General features: G+C 68.1%; 15 protein-coding genes. All 15 read right to left on the bottom strand.

From position 1 onward, the window contains the following. Positions 1-4: 4 nt before the first annotated feature. Entirely contained in the window at positions 5-502 is a 498-nt protein-coding gene (gene cheW / locus EKG36_RS08925; protein WP_126483208.1) for a chemotaxis protein CheW, read from the bottom strand. Beyond that, positions 499-2,613, bottom strand: coding sequence for a chemotaxis protein CheA (cheA, locus tag EKG36_RS08920; protein WP_126483206.1), 2,115 nt, complete (start codon positions 2,611-2,613; stop codon positions 499-501). The genes cheW and cheA overlap by 4 nt, the downstream gene beginning before the upstream one ends. A gap of 32 nt (positions 2,614-2,645) precedes the next feature. Beyond that, entirely contained in the window at positions 2,646-3,605 is a 960-nt protein-coding gene (gene motB / locus EKG36_RS08915) for a flagellar motor protein MotB (protein ID WP_126483204.1), read from the bottom strand. Continuing rightward, positions 3,602-4,474 carry a flagellar motor stator protein MotA gene (gene motA, locus EKG36_RS08910; protein ID WP_126483202.1) on the bottom strand — a complete coding sequence of 291 codons (873 nt, stop codon included), beginning with the start codon at positions 4,472-4,474 and terminating at the stop codon, positions 3,602-3,604. Before motA ends, motB begins: the two co-directional genes overlap by 4 nt. A 138-nt stretch (positions 4,475-4,612) precedes the next feature. After that, entirely contained in the window at positions 4,613-5,188 is a 576-nt protein-coding gene (flhC, locus tag EKG36_RS08905) for a flagellar transcriptional regulator FlhC (RefSeq protein WP_126483200.1), read from the bottom strand. Continuing rightward, positions 5,178-5,507 (bottom strand): flagellar transcriptional regulator FlhD, encoded by a 330-nt coding sequence (gene flhD / locus EKG36_RS08900; RefSeq protein WP_425459582.1) that lies wholly within the window; start codon positions 5,505-5,507, stop codon positions 5,178-5,180. Before flhD ends, flhC begins: the two co-directional genes overlap by 11 nt. A 328-nt stretch (positions 5,508-5,835) precedes the next feature. Further along, a complete protein-coding gene (locus EKG36_RS08895; protein ID WP_126483196.1) occupies positions 5,836-6,114 on the bottom strand; it encodes an EscU/YscU/HrcU family type III secretion system export apparatus switch protein in 279 nt (92 codons plus the stop codon). Further along, positions 6,111-7,388, bottom strand: a complete 1,278-nt coding sequence (gene fliK, locus EKG36_RS08890) for a flagellar hook-length control protein FliK (RefSeq protein ID WP_126483194.1) — start codon at positions 7,386-7,388, stop codon at positions 6,111-6,113. Before fliK ends, EKG36_RS08895 begins: the two co-directional genes overlap by 4 nt. Further along, positions 7,385-7,780, bottom strand: coding sequence for a flagellar protein FliT (gene fliT, locus EKG36_RS08885; RefSeq protein WP_126483192.1), 396 nt, complete (start codon positions 7,778-7,780; stop codon positions 7,385-7,387). Before fliT ends, fliK begins: the two co-directional genes overlap by 4 nt. A 1-nt stretch (position 7,781) precedes the next feature. Continuing rightward, entirely contained in the window at positions 7,782-8,180 is a 399-nt protein-coding gene (gene fliS / locus EKG36_RS08880; RefSeq protein ID WP_185827521.1) for a flagellar export chaperone FliS, read from the bottom strand. Between the two features lie 163 nt (positions 8,181-8,343). Continuing rightward, positions 8,344-10,035 carry an HD domain-containing phosphohydrolase gene (locus EKG36_RS08875; protein WP_246007471.1) on the bottom strand — a complete coding sequence of 564 codons (1,692 nt, stop codon included), beginning with the start codon at positions 10,033-10,035 and terminating at the stop codon, positions 8,344-8,346. Positions 10,036-10,150: 115 nt separating this feature from the next. Further along, the gene (locus tag EKG36_RS08870; RefSeq protein ID WP_221766063.1) at positions 10,151-12,019 is read right to left on the bottom strand and encodes a PhnD/SsuA/transferrin family substrate-binding protein; all 1,869 of its coding nucleotides are present in this window, start codon (positions 12,017-12,019) and stop codon (positions 10,151-10,153) included. A 53-nt stretch (positions 12,020-12,072) separates the two neighbouring features. After that, on the bottom strand, positions 12,073-13,038 hold the full coding sequence (locus EKG36_RS08865) for an ABC transporter substrate-binding protein (protein ID WP_126483188.1): 966 nt from the start codon (positions 13,036-13,038) through the stop codon (positions 12,073-12,075). Between the two features lie 339 nt (positions 13,039-13,377). Beyond that, a complete protein-coding gene (locus EKG36_RS08860; protein WP_246007470.1) occupies positions 13,378-17,370 on the bottom strand; it encodes a sensor domain-containing phosphodiesterase in 3,993 nt (1,330 codons plus the stop codon). A 287-nt stretch (positions 17,371-17,657) separates the two neighbouring features. Then, the gene (locus tag EKG36_RS08855; RefSeq protein ID WP_126483186.1) at positions 17,658-17,888 is read right to left on the bottom strand and encodes a DUF2835 family protein; all 231 of its coding nucleotides are present in this window, start codon (positions 17,886-17,888) and stop codon (positions 17,658-17,660) included. Positions 17,889-17,935 lie beyond the last annotated feature (47 nt).

Genomic DNA, 17,935 nt, shown 5'->3' with positions numbered 1-17,935 from the left:
CGCCTCAGTCGCCGACGGACTCGACCAGGGCCATTTCCTCGCTGGTCAGCAGCTTGTCGATATCGACCAGCACCAGCATGCGATCCTCCAGACTGCCCAGGCCGCTCAGGAAGTCGGAGGACAGGGTGACGCCGAACTCGGGAGCCGGCTTGATCTGCTCGGGGGTGAGGGTCATGACATCGGAGACGCCATCCACCACGATGCCGACGATGCGCTCGCCGACATTGAGCACGATGACCACGGTCTGGCCGCCGTACTCGACCTTGTCGAGACGGAACTTGATACGCAGGTCGACGATGGGCACGATCACGCCGCGCAGGTTGGTCACGCCCTTGATGAAGTCCGGGGCATTGGCGATGCGGGTAACGTTCTCGTAGCCGCGGATCTCCTGGACCTTGAGGATATCGATGGCGTACTCCTCGTCGCCCAGCGAGAACACCAGGAATTCCCGGTTCTGCGCTTCGCTGGCGGCCAGGGCGGCATCGGTGTTCGGGGTGGTCATGACGGCGCTACCTCCTTGCGGGTAAGGGTCGAAGTGTCGAGCTTGGCGCGCGGGCCACGGCGCGCTTCCTTCTTGGTGCGGTTGAGGCGGTGCAGGTCGGCGATATCCAGGATCAGGGCCACGCTGCCGTCGCCCAGGATGGTCGCCGCCGAGACGCCGGGCACCTTGCGGTAGTTGGTCTCCAGGTTCTTCACCACCACCTGCTGCTGGCCGATCAGGTCATCCACCAGCAGGGCATAGCGGCGCCCCTCGCCCTGGACGATGACGGCGATGGTCTCGTCGAGCTCGGTGCGGGCGCCGGTCACGTCCAGCGCCTCGTGGACCGGCACCACCGGCAGGTACTCGTCGCGCACCTTGAGCACCACGTCGTCGCCGGCCATGGCATAGAGATCGTCCTTGGCGGGCTGCAGGGACTCGAGGACCGCGGAGAGGGGCAGGATGAAGACCTCCTCGCCGACCTTGATCGACATGCCGTCGAGGATCGCCAGCGTCAGGGGCAGCACGATGCGGGTGGTGGTGCCCCGGCCCTTGGCCGAGGTGATCTCCACGTGACCGCCCATGGCCTGGATGTTGCGCTTCACCACGTCCATGCCCACGCCCCGCCCGGAGACGTCGCTGACTTCCTTGGCGGTGGAGAAGCCCGGGGCGAAGATCAGCTGCCAGACCTCGTCGTCGCTCATGGCCTCGGAGACCGGCAGCTCGCTGCTGCGCGCCTTGGCCAGCAGCTTGTCGCGATCGAGCCCGGCGCCGTCGTCGATCACCTCGATGAGAATGTTGCCGCCCTGGTGCTGGGCGGACAGGGTCAGGCGTCCGGTACGCGGCTTGCCGGCGGCCTCGCGGGCCTCGGGGGACTCGATGCCGTGATCCAGGCTGTTGCGTACCAGGTGGGTCAGGGGATCGATGATCCGCTCGGTGAGGCTCTTGTCGAGCTCGGTGGACTCGCCCTCGGTGACCAGCTCGATATCCTTGTCGAGCTTGCCGGCGAGGTCCCGCACCAGGCGCGGATAGCGGCTGAACACATAGTCCATGGGCACCATGCGCACCGACATCACCGCTTCCTGGAGATCCCGGGCGTTGCGCTGCAGCAGATTCATGCCGTTGTGCAGGCCGCTGTGGTTGACGTTGTCGAGCTCGCTGACGGTCTGGTCGAGCATCGACTGGGTGATGATCAGCTCGCCGACCAGGTTGATGATCTGGTCGACCTTGTCCACCGAGACGCGGATCGAGGAGGACTCGCCGGCACCGGCCTTGGCCTTCTTGGCCTTGGGCTTGTCGCGCTTGGGCTTGGCATCGGGGACGGAATCGGGGTCTGTCCCCGATTCCGACCCCGCTTCCGCAGAGTTGGGGTCTGTCCCTATTTCGGGAGCCGCGGCTGGCGCTTCGCCGGCGGCGGCCGGCGCGCCGTCATGTTCGATACGCAGCTGGTCGGGCTCGATGATGAAGCACATCACCGCCTCGATATCGTCGCTGCTGACCGAGGTCTCCAGGGTCACTCGATAGCAGGCCGCATCGCCCTCCTGGGCCTTGAGGTCGCCGAGCTGCCCGAGCTCCTCCACCAGCAGGGCGCGATCCTTGTCGCCGACGCCGAGCAGCGAGACCACCAGGCGGGTCTCGCCTTGCTCCAGCGCCTCGGCCTCCACCGGCTCCGCCGCGGGCTCGGGAGCGGGCTCGGGAGCGGGAGGCGCCGGCGGCGGGGTGCCAGCGCCCGCCTCCAGTTCCTGGCCGATCTCCTCCCGCGCCAGCTGCTGCAGGGTCCGACAGATGCGGGCGAAGGCCTCCTGGTCCGGCGCTTCGTCGTTGCGGTAGGCATCCAGCTGGTCGTGGAGCATGTCCTTGGTTTCCAGAAAGGTGTCGACGATATCCCGGCGCAGGGTCAGCTCGCCCTTGCGGGTGTGATCCAGCAGGTTCTCGAAGAGATGCGTGGTGGTCTGCAGCACGTCGAAGCCGAAGGTCCCGGCGCCCCCCTTGATCGAGTGCGCCGCGCGGAAGATGGCATTGAGCTGCTCGGCGTCCGGCTCCTCGACATCGATCTCGAGGAGGTGGCGCTCCATGTCGGCCAGCAACTCGTCGGCCTCCTCGAAGAAGGTGTCATAGAAATCGGTGATATCCATGCATGTCCCCACCCTGGAATGATTGGTGCCCGTCAGGGCGCTGGCTCCGTGCCCAGCGCCTCGTGCAGGCTCTCGTTGAACCGTGTCATCGGCGAGCCGCCTGCCTGCTCGCCGGCGCGCCGCCCAAGGGGCGACGGCATGCCGGGGCCGTCGATCACGCCCGGCGCGCGGATGCGTTCGGCGACCTGCGGGAACAGCACCAGCAGTTCGATGCGCCGGTTCATGGGATCACTGGGCGCGGTGTCGGGCATCGGCACCCGGTCGGCGAAGCCCGAGACCCGCAGCAGCTTGGCCGGGGCCAGGCCACCGGCCACCAGCTCGCGGCGCGAGGCATTGGCGCGGTCCGTGGACAGCTCCCAGTTGCTGTAGCCGCGATAGCCATTGAGGTAGGCCAGATTGTCGGTGTGCCCGCTGATGCTCAGGTCGTTGGGCAGCTCGTTGAGCAGGGGCGCCATCAGCCGCAGCAGATCGCGCATGTAGGACGCCACCCGGACGCTGCCCAGCTCGAACATCGGCCGCTGCTCGGTATCCAGCAGCTGGATCCGCAGCCCCTCCGGCGTCATGTCGAAACGCAGCTGGTCGCGCAGCGACTTGAGCTCCGGGTCGGCGTCGATCGCCGTCTCGATGCGCCGCTGCAGGTTGCGGAATGCCTTGCGCTGGCGGTCGCTGGGCCGTGAGCGCTCCCGCAGGTCGATACGCGCCCGTTCTCCCTCGGCGAAGACCGGGTCGGGGCCGCCCCCGGGGATGACGTTCATGCTCATGGCCGCCCCCTCACCGCCGGTGATGGCCGTCACCAGCGGCGTGCTGAAGTACTCCGCCACCCCCTCGCGCTGCTCGCGGCTGGCCGAGGAGAGGATCCACATCACCAGGAAGAGCGCCATCAGGGCGGTCATGAAGTCCGCCAGGGCGATCTTCCAGCTGCCGCCGTGGTGCCCCTTGACGACCTTCTTGCGCCGGATGACGATCGGCCGCCTGTTGTCTCCCTGACTCATGCACTCCCCGCACCGGCCTTGGCCTCACGCACATAGCTCTCCAGCTCGCTGAAGCTGGGGCGGTCGGCGGTATGCAGCGCCTTGCGGCCGAACTCCACGGCCAGCTGGGGCGCATAGCCATGCAGGCTCGCCAGCAGCGTCACCCGCATGCACTGCAGCATCTTCTCGGCTTCCTTGGCCTGGCGCTCGATGCGGCTGGCCAGCGGCATGATGAAGCCGTAGCCGAGCAGGATGCCGAGGAAGGTGCCGACCAGGGCATGGGCGATCATCACGCCCATCTGCTCGGGGCCGGCATCGGCGGTGCTCAGGGCCTTCACCACCCCCATCACCGCGGCCACGATGCCGAAGGCCGGCATGGCATCGCCCACTTTGTGGATGGCGTCGATCGGCACATGGGCCTCCTGCTCGAAGGCCTCGATCTCGTGGAGCATCAGCTCATCGATCTCCATGGGATCCATGCTGCCGCTGACCATCAGGCGCAGGTAGTCGGTCAGGAAGGCCACGATCATGGGGTCGGCCAGCACCCTGGGGTGCTCGTTGAACAGCGCGCTTTCCTGCGGGTTATCGATGTCGCGCTCGACCCCGAGCATGCCGTCGCGGCGGATCTTGGCGAGGATCTTGTACTGCAGCGCCATCAGTTCCATGTACATCGCCTTGTCGTACTTCTTCGAGCGACGCAGCCGGGGCATGATGCGGAAGGTCGCCTTCAGCGCCTTGCCGTTGTTGGACGCCAGGAAGGCCCCTACGCCGGCGCCGCCGATCATCAGCAGCTCGGTGGGCTGGAACAGCGGGCCGAGATGGCCGCCGGCCAGCACGAAGCCACCGAATACGGAGAGCAGGACAACCAGATAACCCAGGGGAATCAGCACAACCGATATCCTCAGCGCGAACGTGAATGACGCATCTGAAGGGACTATCGGCGGGGCAGGCGCGAAACTTGAGGGCCGGAGAGGAAAAGTTGGCGATGAGCGAGGGCCGCACGCCCTCGTCATCGCCGGACGTCGGGGTCAGCCCCGACGGACCGTCCTGAGCGGTGCCGGCGTGTGGCCGACGGCCGAAGTCTCGCGGTTCTTGCGGGTCTTGCCGGCCCGGGAAGGGGGCTGACAGATGCCGCAGACATAGTCATGGCTCGGGCTGTGGGCATGGGCCACGAAATGGCCGTGGCAACGGCCGCACTCGGACAGCTGCAGCTGGTCGCTCTCGAAGAAGCGCACCAGGGTCCAGGCCCGGGTCAGGCCGAGCACGGCCTCGGCACCATCGATCTCGACCTGCTCCATGTACAACCGGTAGGCCTTGATGAAGGCCTCCATGCGCACGCAGCCGTGATCCTCGAGCAGTCGCCGGTAGATGTTGTAGAACAGGGAGGCATGGATGTTGGGCATCCAGGTGATGAACCAGTCCGTGGAGAAGGGCAGCATGCCCTTGGGCGGCGACATGCCCCGCACCTCCTTGAACAGGCGGATCAGCCGCGCCCGGCTGAGATCGGTCTCGGTCTCGAGCACCTGGAGGCGGGCCCCCAACTCGATGAGGTCGATGGCGAGCTGGACCTGCTGCAGCTCGACCAGCAGGCTCTTAGCCGACATGCCCGCCTCCCTGCGGCGCCTGGGAGCGCGACGCCATCAGCAGCGAGGAATGAAAGTGGGCCAACCCCTGATCACGGGGATTGTCGGCCACCTGGCGCAGCTGCGCGGCGCTCTCGGGCCCGAAATGACACAGCAGCTGGTTGATCCCCGCCAGCCGGGAGAGCTGCTGGGCATTCAAGGAGACCAGCAAATCGGCCATCTCGTCATCGATCTTGAGACGAAACATGGCCTCGGCGCGGTCGTGGTTCAGCAAACGCTGGGCGAGCAGAAGATAGGCGAGATTCATCTCCTGAATCTCGTCGACATATGGACTGGTCATCATCTTTCCCTGCAAGAGTTGCACTTATAATTCTCGTAGCGGCTTGTTTCACCGCATGTTTTGTCGGCGAATCATCGCACGAACAGAAGCAGTCTAGTGCCGCTTTTTTTCACTTGGGTAGCATTCTCTATGCGAGGATAGGCGATGCAACACCCGCTGACCAACGCTGGCCAACGGTAAAAGACTGACCTGTGTCATTTTTTCAAAAAAAGGCCTGCAAAACGCCTTATTAAGGAAACCCGACATTCCTGCATAAGCGTTGAAACGCTCGATTGATATACAAAAATTTACAAAAACCTTGTGTACAGGATCGACACGCCATCTGCCCTCAGCGCGACTCGGCACTGGATATCTCCCGCACCCAGACCAGCAGCTCGGCGATCACCTGGTAGAGGCGCGGCGGCACTTCCTCGTCCAGGTCGAGCTGCATCAACAGCCCCACCAGTTCGGGTGCATCATGCACATAGACGCCCTGTCGCCGGGCCTCCTCGACGATACGCTCGGCCAGCTCGCCATAGCCCTGCGCCACCACCCGCGGGGCATTGTCCCGCTCGCCATAGGCCAGCGCCACGGCCTGACGCCGGCTGTCCCGCCGCTGGTCGCTCATGAGATGCCCTCGCCCCGGTGGCCCAGTCGCAAGCGCACGTCCTCGAAGCCATGGCCCTCCAGGCGCTGCCGCAGCGTCTCGAGGCCAGCCTCCAGACGGGCCAGCGCTGCCTCGTCGGCGCTCTGCAGGTCGATATCGAGTCGCGCCTCCTTCATCCACAGCGACACCTTGAGCGGCCCCAGCCCCGCCACCTCGAGATCGAGCTCGGAGCGCCAGCCGCCGTGTCCACGCTCACGGCGTCGCTCCGCGTCGTCGCCGCCTTCCGGTTCGTCACGGCGGCCCTGGGGCAACGAGATGACCAGGGCCATGAAGAGGCCGGACCAGACATCGCCTTCCCAGCGCAGGCTGGGCGTGGCCAGCATCTCCAGCTGGTGGCGTACCAGCCCCTGGAGGCTCTCGTGGATCAGCTCCCGGCCACCTTCCGGGCGGCGCCCTTCCACGGCCGCCTCCGCCGAGACACGCGGCGCGCCCTCCGGCGCAGCACGCTCGGCCGCCTGGGCAGCCGAGGCCGCGGTGGCAGCGGGCGCCGCGGAAGCCGTGCCCGCGGGCGTCGCAGCGACCGCAGGGCCACCCCTGGGCGACGCGGATGCCGGCAGGGGCGGCGCTTGCCTCTCGGCCGCGGGCGGGGCCTGGACACCCGTCGGGAGAAAGGGCGCCGGGGGCAGGGCCGCCTTCACCAGGCGAGCCGATGACATGCCTTGCCCGACGCTGGCCATGGTGCCGGCCTGGCCAGCAGTCGCGGCGGCCATCAGCGGGGTAAAGCGCAGGATTCGCCAGGCCTGGGGCTCGCGGGCAAGCTGCTCGCGGGGCAGCTCGCCCTTGTACCAGCGGGCCAGGTGGGACTCGTAGAAGAGTCCGCTGTCGCGAATGCTGCCCTGCAGGCGCTCGGCCAGCGCGGGAGACGCGACGGCCTGCCCCGACGAGACCAGCGGGGCGGCGGGGGTCACCGCGGACGGCGGGGCGGGAAAGCGTAGCAGCAGGTCGGCGATGGTGCGCGCCGAGGCGCTGAAATGGGTCAGGGCCGATGGGGTCGGCGAGGCGCCGGACGTAACGGCCGGCTGGGCGCTCCCCTGTCGGCCGGGGCGCGCCAGGCCCTCCGCGGAGGGCGCCGGGGAACGGGTCTCGAGACGGGAGTCGCTGTGCACGGCCTTGGCCGCCTCGGCCGGGGCGGTGGGCTTGACCGGTTCGTTCAGGACCCTGGGCGGCGGCACGTCGGCGCGCTTGCCCAGCACCTGATGGAGCAGGGTATCCAGCAGGGGCGTGATGCCGCTCACGCCGGTCCCTGGGTGAAGCGTCCCTCGGCGGCGATGACGCCGGCACCGTAGGCCCGCTGCAGGCTCTGCTGTCGGCGGGACGTGCCGATCAGTTCGCCCAGCTCGTCACGCCGCTGGATGAGATGCCGGCGCACCTCGAGATCGTTCTCGAGGATGCACTCCAGGAGATCCGCCTTGCGCAACTGGCTCGCCCGGTCGAGGGACGGCTCGGCTTCCAGTCGCGACAGGCGCTCGACCCGCTGCACATAGTCGGCCTCCTGGTCGACCAGCGCGGCCCAGTCGGCCACGCGGGCCGACGCCAGCATCTGCTCGCTGCGGGCCAGCAGGGCCTCATAAATCGCGATCACCTCCTCCTGAGAGGCGGGGCTGTCGACATCATGTGCTGGGACCATGTCAGCCTCCCGCCACTTGGGGCTCGATATCGCGCCAGGCCGACGCTATATCGTCGAGCAGGCGCTCCGCCTCGTCGAGCTTCTCCAAGTCGTTGTGACGGTTGGCCGCCAGCAGCAAGCGAACGATGTAGTCATAGAGCGACGCCAGGTTCTCGGCCACCTCGCCGCCCCGCTCGGCGTCCAGTGCCGCCGCCAGGCCGTTATTGACGATGTCCAGGGCCTTGGAGATGGCCTGGCCTTTCTCGGTGAGATTGCCGGTTTCCAGGTGGATTCGCGCCGCCCGGATGGACGCCTGGGCGCCGTCGAAGAGCATCACGATCAGTCGATGGGGGCTGGCGGACATCACGCCGCTCTCGATTCCCACCCTCGCGTAGGCACCCGCACCTTGCATAGCTGCCATGGTTCATCCACTCCTTAATTTAGTACGGCTTACCCAGACCCAGCTTGAAGCCGTTGACACATGGCCAGTGTGACAAAGATCAGGAGTCACATTGGACCGATCTGGCCCTGCCGAGCGAGCTATTTCGGGTTATCGGCGATTCCGGCCGGGACTTTAGCCGTCCTCAGCCGGCGACCACCACCTCTTCCACCGGCTCCCCCAGCCGGTTGGTCACTTCCCCGCGCAGTACCTCCCCCAGTGCACCGCCGGGGGGCTCGACCCGCTCGGTCAGCTGCACCTGCACCAGGCGCCCCTCGTCGTCCAGGCGCTGGACCCAGCCCAGCTCGCCACCGGCGAAACGCACCAGCGAGCCGATGGGGTAGAGGCCGAAGCGTCGGATATAGCGCTTCACCCAACGCGGATCGAAGCTGTCTGTATGGTTGAGCAGATGACGATAGACGGCGCCGGTGCGCCAGCCCGGCCGCTCGCCCAGCTCGCGGCGCAGGGTATCCACCACATCGACCACAGCCGCGGCCCGCTCGAGCTCGCCCAGCTGCTCGCCGGCGAGTCCCCGCGGGTAGCCGCTGCCATCGAGGCGCTCGTTGATATGGCGGACCACCGAGGTGAAGACGGCGGAGGACAGCCACTGGCATTGCGCCATTCGCGCCTCCATCAACTCCACATGGCGTGCCAGGTCGTCCGGCGCTTGGGCATCCGGCGCCTCGCCTTGCCAGAGCTCGTTGGGCAGCAGGGCCTTGCCGAGGTCATGCACCATGGCGCAGGCTACCAGCGCCTTGCACAGCTCCCGGGGCACCGAATGACGCCCGACCAGGTCGAGAAGGTGGGCGGCGACGCCCAGGCCATGGCGTACCAGCCAGGGCTCGTCGTGGAGGCAGCGGGTCGCGAACAGCAGGCCTTCCCGGTCCTCCTCGTAAAGCAGCAGCAGGCGGTCGGCGTGACGCGACAGCTGGACCGAGTCCACCTCGCCGTCCTGTTGCAACTCGAGGATCTGGGCATCCAGGTAGCCGCCGATGCGCGCCAGACGTCTCGCCATGGGGGTCGGATAGTCGCGCATGTTGCGGCGCCCCACCGAAGGGGGCGCCGCGGCCTGCGCCTGGAACAGCAAGGACGGCAGGCGCGAGGCCTCCCCGCCCTCGACGTGACGCGCCGCCTCCTGCTCGATCTCGCGCACGAAGAACCACAGCCGTCGCTCCTGGTCGGCGCCGCTGCGCTCGAACCGGAAGCCCGCATAGACCACCTGGCGCTCGGTATCCACGCGGCGGTGTCGGGCCCGCCCCCGCACCGCAAAGCGCGTGCCGTTGGGGAAGCAGAGCTCGATCTCCAGCGGCAGGGCGGCATCGGCCAGCAGGCTGCTGGCCGTCAGCGGGAGCTCGAGCTGGCAGCCTTCCAGCGACAGGTCCTTGAGATCGCCCTGGACACTGCGCTCCGCGTCGGCGCGCAGGATGGTTCCGACCTCCATGCCCAGGCGCAGCCGCGCGCGGAAGGACTCGCGCCGCTGCAGCACCTCCAGGCTGAAGGGATAGGGGCAATGGCAGATCAGCCGGCCATCGCGCTGGGCGCAGTCCTCCATCACCAGGTCGGGGGTGCGCACCATCTTGCCCTGGCTCTGGCCCAGCAGGCGGAAGGGCTTGCCGCGCTTGAGCTCGCCGGCCACCTCGCGAATGGCGCTGATATCCAGCGCCAATGCCTCACCGGGTTGCTGCTCCATCAACAGCACCGGCAGCGGCTCGCCCTGGGCATCGCCCAGTTGAAGCGATGCGCCGCCGGGCTCGATCAGCGTCTCCAGCAGGGCCTCGATCTCGACGGGATTTTCCACCCGAATGTAGCCATCCTCCGCCATCCCTGCGCCTCTCATGATCATCCTGGTCCTCGACAGGGTCATCATCGGCAGGAAGGAGCCAGACTTGAGCCAGGGGGCACCCCGCGTCTTGGCCAGGCGCGGCGCGGGATCCTTCGATCGTTCCGAGGGCCTAGCCCCGGGTCTCGAGGGCGCAGGCCTCGAAGACCCGATAACGATGCTTGCCCGCCTCCTTGGCGAGATACATGGCCTGGTCGGCGCGACGCAGCAGCAGGTCCGCCTCCACCTCGTCGGCGGCGGCATAGTGCGCCACCCCGAGGCTCGCCGAGACCTGCAACGCGACGCCATCAAGCGTCACGCGCCTCGACGTCACCTCGAGCAACCGATCGAGAACCCGTTGCACATCCGACGGGCTCTCGAGGCCCGTCAGCACGGCCACGAACTCATCCCCGCCGAGGCGGGCCAGGGTATCGCTGGCGCGCAGCTGTTCCTGCATGCGTCCCGCCAGGGTGACCAGCAGCCGATCCCCGAGCGCATGTCCATGGGTATCATTGACCGCCTTGAAGCCATCCAGATCGACGAAGACCACGGCCAGCCGCCCGTCATTCCGGTCGACCTGCGCCATGGCCTGGCGCAGCCGGTCGGCGAGCAGCAGTCGATTGGGCAGGCCCGTGAGGGCATCATGCTGGGCGGCATGCCGCAGCTGCCGCTCATGCTGCTTGACGCGCGTGATGTCCGATATCAAGCCGACATAGCGCTGAACCCGCCCCTCCTCGTCGGCAATGGCGCTGATGGTCAGCCGCTGGGGGTAGGCCTCGCCATTCTTGCGCCGATTCCAGACCTCGCCGTCCCAGTGACCTCGCTCTTCGAGGCGCTTCCAGAACGCGGCATAGAAACCCGAGTCATGACGGCGAGCGCTGAGCAGGCGTGCATTACGCCCCACGACCTCCTCCCGGGCATAGCCGGTGATCTGGCTGAAGGCGCCGTTGACCTCGCGGATCTCGCCACTCGGGGTGGTGATCATCACGCCCTCATGGGAATGGCTGAAGACGCCGGCCAGCAGGCTCAGCCGTTCACGCTGGTGGCGCAGCAGGCGGTTGCGCCGGGCCAGCATCACCAGCAGCACGATGACCAGGGCCGTGCCCCCCAGGAGACCGAGCAGGATGCCACGATAGCGATCCCAGATATCGCGCCAGGTAAAGGCCGGCATGGCATCGAAGGGCGGCAGGCGCAGGGTCCGGGCGAGGTGCTCGACCGGCAGATAATCCTGGGGCGGAGCGAAGCCGGCGATGCGCGCCGCCCGGGCCGCCGGATGGTCGGGGCCGAGCGTGAAGAGCGCCACGGCGACCCGCCTCACCGTCTCGGGCGCGACCTGGGGCAAGACGACGAAGGGCCACTCGGGGTACAGGCGCGTGGAGACGACGAAGGGGAAACCCGCCAGCCGCTGCGGGTCAAGGACCTCCAGCTGGCCCGGTGCCAGCCGGCCTTCCTCGACGAGCCGCTCGATGATGCCAGTCCGCACGAAACCGGCGTCGACCTCGCCGGCCAGCAGCGCCTTCACCACGGCATCATGGCTGCCGGTCACATGGACCTGGATATCCCGCTGCGGATCGAGGCCGGCCTGCTGCAGTTCGAAGGCCTGGGTATGGAAACCACCGAGGAAGCGGCGTCCGGGGATGGCGACCCGGCGATCCTCGAGGTCCGCCAGCTGCTGGATCGCGTCGTTCCCCGCCGCCTTGAGGATAACCCCGCCCAGGCTGCTGACCGATTGACCGTGCTGAGAGCTGATCAGCGTTGCCAGTGCCCCGGTCAGGCTATTGCGACTGCGCACCTGGAGATAGTGGGTGGGGTTGGTCATCAGCAGGTCGATGCGCCGATGGCGGATCGCCTCCTCGATCTCGTCCAGGGTCATCACCGCCAGCTCGACGCGATGATCCGGTAGCCGATCGCTCAGATAGTCGGCCAGGGGACGATACCGGGCCTCCATCACCGCTTCGGGGCGATACGCGAAGAGGCCAAGCGTGAGGGTCTGCTCCGCCATGACGAGGCCGGGCAGCCATCCCAAACAGGCCAGCAACCAGCGACCGCCGCGCCTCATGTCACCCCTTGGGGGTCAGGCAGGAAATGGGCATCGCCCAGTTCTTCCAGGGAATCCGCCCTGGCCAGCAGGTCGTTGGCGACCATCACCTCGTTGAGCAGGCGTGCCGCGCGGCGCAGGTCGCCCCCGGCACCGAAGTAATCGGGATTTCCCATGCGGCCGGGCAACTCCAGTCCAGCAAAGGAGGCGCGCACCTCGTCAAAGGCGAGCCCCCGCCAGGCCCCGATGCGCCGCATGGCATCCTGGGGGCTGACGCGCAGGTGATCGAGCCCGCTAAAGAACGCCGATACCAGCGCCGTCAACTGGTCGCCCCGCCAGCGCAGCCGGTCACGGCGCACCGCCAGCACATCGAGGATCACATCGGGGAAGTGGCTACTGTCATAGAGGCGAACCGCCCCCTCGCGCATCAGGCGACTGGCGGTGGGCTCATAGGTGACCGCCGCATCGATCCCCCCCGCGTGCCAGGCGGCGAGCTGCTCGTCCGGCGCCAGGTCGACCACGGTCAGCGACTCCCGGGAGAGTCCCGACGCCGCCAGCAGCTGCGACAGCACCACGTTACCCACGGTCGTGCGCTCCACGGCGATGCGCTTGCCGGCCAGTCCCGCCGGGTCCTCGATGCCTTCCCGGGCCAGCACCATATCGGCGCCCACCGAGTCATCACAGACGGCGATCACCGTCAGCGGGATGCCGTCCGCGCGTGCCTTGAGCACTTCATCCAGGGTCAGGGCGGCGCCGTCGAGCTCGCCGCGACGCAGGCCGGCCAGGGAATCGCCGGCGTTGGCGCCTTCCCGAAGCCTCACGGAATCCGGCAGCCAGCCGAAGTCTCGTGCCAGATAGAGGGGTTCGTAGCCGGGCCAGGGATGGAGACCGAAGGCCAGGGGCTCGGCCGGGGCACACGCCGACAGGCCCATCGGCGCCAGGGCAAGCCCGGCCATAGACATCAGCAGTTCTCGACGATGCATGCGATGCTTCCGATCAATCAGTCAAAGGCTCGGTCCCGTTCCCGAGGATCGACCCGGCGGCATGAGAAGGCCATCTGACGGCCATGCCTGCCTGGCCAACAATTGTTAAATAATGTAGCCATGATGCATGTTGTCATACCCCGCCATGCCGGCATAGAGCGACCTGCGTCTATCGCACTCCGCGCCTTGTCGCCCTGGCCGCCCGATTCGCCCTGCTTCCCTTGTCATCGGCGGATTGGCGAACGCCTTGAGACTCCCCACCTTGCCCCTGGCGCGCGAGGTATCGGCCACGGCCCTTGCCCGAGGGTCGGGCGCCCCGCCACCCGCCTGACCGCGACATCAGAGGAGCGTGGGGGCCCGCTCGTCGAGAAAGGCGACCAGCCAATCCAGCGGCATGGGGCGAGCAAAGTGGAATCCCTGGAAGCGGTCGCAGCCATGGGCCATCAGCAGCCGGTGCTGAGCCTCGCACTCGATGCCTTCCGCCACCACCTCGAGGTCCAGGTGGTGGGCCATGGAGAGGATGCCCTGGATGATGGCCTCGTCGTCGCGGCTGCGGGTGACCTCGTCGACGAAGCTGCGATCGATCTTGATGGTATGGATGGGCAGGTGCTTGAGGTAGCTCAGGCTGGAGAAGCCGGTACCGAAGTCGTCGATGGCCACGGCGATCCCCATCCCCCGCAGGGCGTGCAGGATGTCGATGGCGCCCTCGGTATCGTCCATCAGGACGCCCTCGGTCAGTTCCAGCGCCAGCTGACGGGCCGGCAGCCCTGTCTCCGCCAGGGTCTGGCGCAGCGAGGCCAGGAAGTTCGAGCGATGGAACTGCAGCGGCGAGAGGTTCACCGCCACGGGCAGCTCGCCCTGCCCCGCCTTGGCGAGCGCCCGCATGTCACGACAGGCCCGCTGCAGCACCCAACGGCTGATGGGAATGATCTGGCCGGTGTCCTCGGCCAGGGGAATGAAGACTGCCGGCGAGATATAGCCGCGCTCGGGATGCGGCCAGCGCAGCAGCGCCTCGACGCTCGCGACCCGGCCGGCGCGATCGAGCAGGGGCTGATAGTGCAGCTCGAAGGCCTCGGTCTCGATGGCGCCCTGCAGCTCGTTGCGCAGCGCCACCCGCTCGCCGAGCTGGGTCATCACCTCAGGGGTGAACCACTGGTAGGCATTGCGCCCCTGCTGCTTGGCCCGGTACATGGCCATGTCGGCCTGCTGGATCAAGGCCATCGGCTCGTCCGCGCCCTCGCCGCTGACGGCAATGCCGATGCTGCCGGTGAGGTGCAGCTCGTGGTCGTCGACCCGGTAGGGGCGCGCCAGCAGCGGCAGCAGCCGCTCGGCCACGTCCAGGGCCTGCTCGTGATGGTGGAGGTCCGGCAGCAACGCGACGAACTCGTCGCCGCCCAGGCGGGCCAGGGTATCGCCGGGGCGCATGGCCGAGGCCAGGCGACGCGAGGCCTCCACCAGCAGCTGGTCGCCCACGGCATGGCCCAGGCTGTCGTTGATCGGCTTGAACTCGTCGAGATCGATGAAGAGCACCGCCAGCAGGCGTCCCTCGCGCTGGGCCAGGGCGAAATCGTGGCTCAGGCGATCCTCGAGCATCGCCCGATTGGCCAGGCCGGTCAGGACATCATGGCTGGCATGGTAGGCCAGGCGCGCCTCGTAAGCCTTGTGCGCGGAGATATCGTGCTGCACGCCGACGAAGTGCGTCACCGCGCCCGCCTCGTTGCGAACCGGCGAGATGTAGAGATCGTTCCAGAAGGGCGTGCCATCCTTGCGGTAATTGCAGAGGGTCACGTGGACCTCGCGCCACTCGGCCAGGTGGCGGCGAATCTGCTCGATGGCGGCCGGATCGGTCTCCTCGCCCTGCAGGAAGCGGCAGTTGCGGCCGAGCACATCCTCGCGGTCATAGCCGGTCATGCGCTGGAAGGCCGGGTTGGCATAGACGACCGGCAGGTCGGCCCGGGTGGCATCGGCGATCAGCACCCCGTTGACGCTTGCCTCCACGCTGCGCTCCAGGAGCCGCAGCCGGGTCTCGTTCTCCTGGCGCTGGGTCACGTCCTTGGCGATGCCATAGACGCCCTGGACCTTGCCGTCGACCACCACCGGCAGGTTGGTCAGCTCCAGCTGGCGCTTGCCGCTCTCTTGGTCGACTATCGTCAGCGGGTAGTGGCTGGGCTCGCCGGCCATGGTCCGCTCGAAATGCGCCTGGATCCGCTCGACGTCCTCCGGCGCGAGGAAACGCTCGAAGTGGGAGCCGAGGATCTCCTCGAGCGGATAGCCGGTGATCGACGCGCAGCTGGCGTTGGCGGTGACGAAATGGCCGCGCCGGTCCAGCGAGAAGACGGCGTCGGGGTTGTAGGCGAACAGCGAGCGGTAGCGTTGCTCGCTCTCCCACAGCGAGCGCCGGTCGGCATGGCGCTCCACCGCCAGGGCCACCAGGCCGGCCGCCTTGCGGACCATCTCGAGCTCGTCCTCGGCGGGACCCGCCGGCTGACGGTAATAGGTGGCGAAGGTGCCCAGCAGGCGATCATCACGGGCCAGCAACGGATAGGACCAGCAGGCGCGCAGACCGGCGGCGACCGCCACCGTCCGGAATCCCCGCCAGCCGGCGTCGTTGGCGATATCCTCGCTGACCACCAGCTCGCGGGAGTGCGCGCAGCTGCCACAGGCGCCCAGCCCAGGCCCGATGCCGACCTCCTGCACGGCCTCCCGGTACGCCTGCGGCAGGCTCTCGCCGGAGGCCAGCCGCAGCACCGGCTTCTCGGCATCGGCCAGCATGATCGAGCATATCGCCCCCGGCAACTGGCCCTCGAGCATCCGGCAGGTCGCGGCCAGGATCTCCGGCAGCGGCGCCTCGCGGGCAATCATCGCCTGGATACGACGCTGGGCCTCCAGCTGCTGGCGGGTCGCCACCAGAGCCCGGGAGCGCGCCATGATCAGCCGTACCAGGCCGAGGCTGAGGGTCAGCAGATAGCTGAGCGTCAGGCCGGCCAGGCCCACGGCCGAGGGCACCAGGCCGGCCAGCAGCCAGCTCCCCTCGGGGCCGGCATAGGCGGCCAGGCTCAGCATGGGGCCACCAGGCAGCCCGATGTGTCTCGCCGCCAGCGCGGCCGCGCCCTCGCCCGGCCTCCATCCCGCCGCGCTGGGGTCGGTCATCTGCCCCAGCGTTAGTCCGTCGCGGGAGAGCGCGACCACAAAGCCGCCGAGCCGGATGCGGAACTCGCTTTCCAGCAGGGTCACCAGGTTCACCGTCGTCACCAGCTGCTGCGACAGGCCCGGCACGGCAACCACCATCAGCGAGCGCTGGGGAGCGCCCGCATCGGGGGTGATCAGTCGCGGCTGGGCAAAGGGCAGGCCCAGCCAGTCGCGTACCTCGGGCGAGGCCGCCTGCGCGGCGAGCCAGCGCCGGGCGTCCGCGCTGCGGGCCTGGCGCCACTGCCACCCGCCACTCGCGTCCAGCAGGCCGATCGCCTGCAGGCCCGGGAAGTCACGCAGATAGTTGAGGGTATCGCGGCGCTGTACCTCGGCCTCGAGCTCCTGCCGGGAGGCACCCAGCCGCTCGGCCATGCGGCGCATCAGCAAGAGCCGATCGTCCATGGCCTGCACGGCATTGAGGCGGAGGTTCTTCAGCAGGTAGTCCGCCTGCTGGTGCAAGCGCTGCTGGTGCTGCCAGCTCAGCAGGAACCAGGCCAGGGTACTGACCAGCACCCCGCTCAGGCCGGCGAGGCGTGCCGCGCGCCCGAGCCGCGGCGGCCTGCCAGGCTCCCGGACGGCGCTTGCCAGCATGGCGCTGCCGAACAGCAGGGCCAGGCAGACCACCACGACCGGCGAGGAGGCATACTGGCGTGACCAGGCCCCGTCGACCGGTGACGACAGCAGGGTGCCCAGCAGCCCCAGGCCACCGGCCAGCAACACGGTGCCCGTCACGCGCCAGCAGCACCGGCGCCCCCAATCGTGCAGCCCCAGCAGCAGGCAGGCGGCGACGGCCCCCAGCAGGGCGGCGGCCGGCGAGGACAGGCGGCGCTCCCCGAACAGCCACGACACCCCGACCGCGTTGCCTCCCGCCAGGCCGTTGTGCAGCAGGGTGTAGAGCATCAGCGCCATCAGCGCGGCACCGGCCGGATAGCGCAGGCGGTCCCAGCGCTGCAAGGCGCCCAGCAGGCCGAGCCCGGACAGCACGGCCGCCAGCGCCGCATCGGGCACCAGCAGCACGCGAAGCGGGAACTGCACCGCCGGGAGGAGCCCCGTGACCAGCCCGGCCAGCCCCATCATCACGCTGGTGACGATGACCATCAGCAGCCAGGCCTCGAGGGCGATCTCTCGGGTCTTGAAGGGCATGGGGGAAAAGCTCCGTGCAGAAGGCGGGCGACAGTGGTTCCCGGCGTGATGGCCCTGGTAGCTGTCAGGGCGTCCTATCGGCAGCTTGGCATACATCCTTGACCCCGTTCAGCCTCGACCAAGGTCCCCTCGACTTTCGGTTTCAGCGAATGGCATCGACAACCCGGGGACCCTGCCCGATGACGATGACAATGGCGGCGACGGCTGTGCGCCTCTTGAAAACGACGGGGAGCTGGGGACAGGGAAGGGATCAAGGCAGGAGACGCAACCTGGCGCAAGCGCCACGACTAGGGCCGCGGCCGCATCCGGCCAATATCCTCGAAGCGACCCTCCGGCGAGAACGTCAGCCGATAGACGCCATGCACCCCGTCCCGGGTGACCACTCGTCGCAGCGCCTCGGCGGGAAACAGCACGGTCCGCCCGTCCAGGCTGCGCGTGCGCACCATCCCCACCCGGCCCTCGTAGTGGGCCAGGCAAGCCTCGGGGGAAAGTTCGATGATCACGTCGATGGTGGGCATGGCGTACCAGGGAAAGCGTCACTTGTAAGGTTGGGAAGGGACAGTAA

It is taken from the genome of Halomonas nitroreducens (genome assembly GCF_003966155.1).
In the GTDB taxonomy this organism is placed as follows: Bacteria; Pseudomonadota; Gammaproteobacteria; order Pseudomonadales; family Halomonadaceae; genus Halomonas; species Halomonas nitroreducens.
This window is presented reverse-complemented; position numbering and strand designations above follow the sequence as displayed.

Coding starts and splice junctions, on each gene's coding strand:
- EKG36_RS08855 (WP_126483186.1), bottom strand. CDS start 17,888: ATGCCCACCATCGACGTGATCATCGAACTTTCCCCCGAGGCTTGCCTG.
- EKG36_RS08860 (WP_246007470.1), bottom strand. CDS start 17,370: ATGCCCTTCAAGACCCGAGAGATCGCCCTCGAGGCCTGGCTGCTGATG.
- cheA (WP_126483206.1), bottom strand. CDS start 2,613: ATGGATATCACCGATTTCTATGACACCTTCTTCGAGGAGGCCGACGAG.
- fliT (WP_126483192.1), bottom strand. CDS start 7,780: ATGGTCCCAGCACATGATGTCGACAGCCCCGCCTCTCAGGAGGAGGTG.
- flhD (WP_425459582.1), bottom strand. CDS start 5,507: ATGACCAGTCCATATGTCGACGAGATTCAGGAGATGAATCTCGCCTAT.
- EKG36_RS08865 (WP_126483188.1), bottom strand. CDS start 13,038: ATGCATCGTCGAGAACTGCTGATGTCTATGGCCGGGCTTGCCCTGGCG.
- EKG36_RS08870 (WP_221766063.1), bottom strand. CDS start 12,019: ATGGCGGAGCAGACCCTCACGCTTGGCCTCTTCGCGTATCGCCCCGAA.
- flhC (WP_126483200.1), bottom strand. CDS start 5,188: ATGTCGGCTAAGAGCCTGCTGGTCGAGCTGCAGCAGGTCCAGCTCGCC.
- motB (WP_126483204.1), bottom strand. CDS start 3,605: ATGAGTCAGGGAGACAACAGGCGGCCGATCGTCATCCGGCGCAAGAAG.
- cheW (WP_126483208.1), bottom strand. CDS start 502: ATGACCACCCCGAACACCGATGCCGCCCTGGCCGCCAGCGAAGCGCAG.
- EKG36_RS08875 (WP_246007471.1), bottom strand. CDS start 10,035: ATGAGAGGCGCAGGGATGGCGGAGGATGGCTACATTCGGGTGGAAAAT.
- EKG36_RS08895 (WP_126483196.1), bottom strand. CDS start 6,114: ATGAGCGACCAGCGGCGGGACAGCCGGCGTCAGGCCGTGGCGCTGGCC.
- fliS (WP_185827521.1), bottom strand. CDS start 8,180: ATGGCAGCTATGCAAGGTGCGGGTGCCTACGCGAGGGTGGGAATCGAG.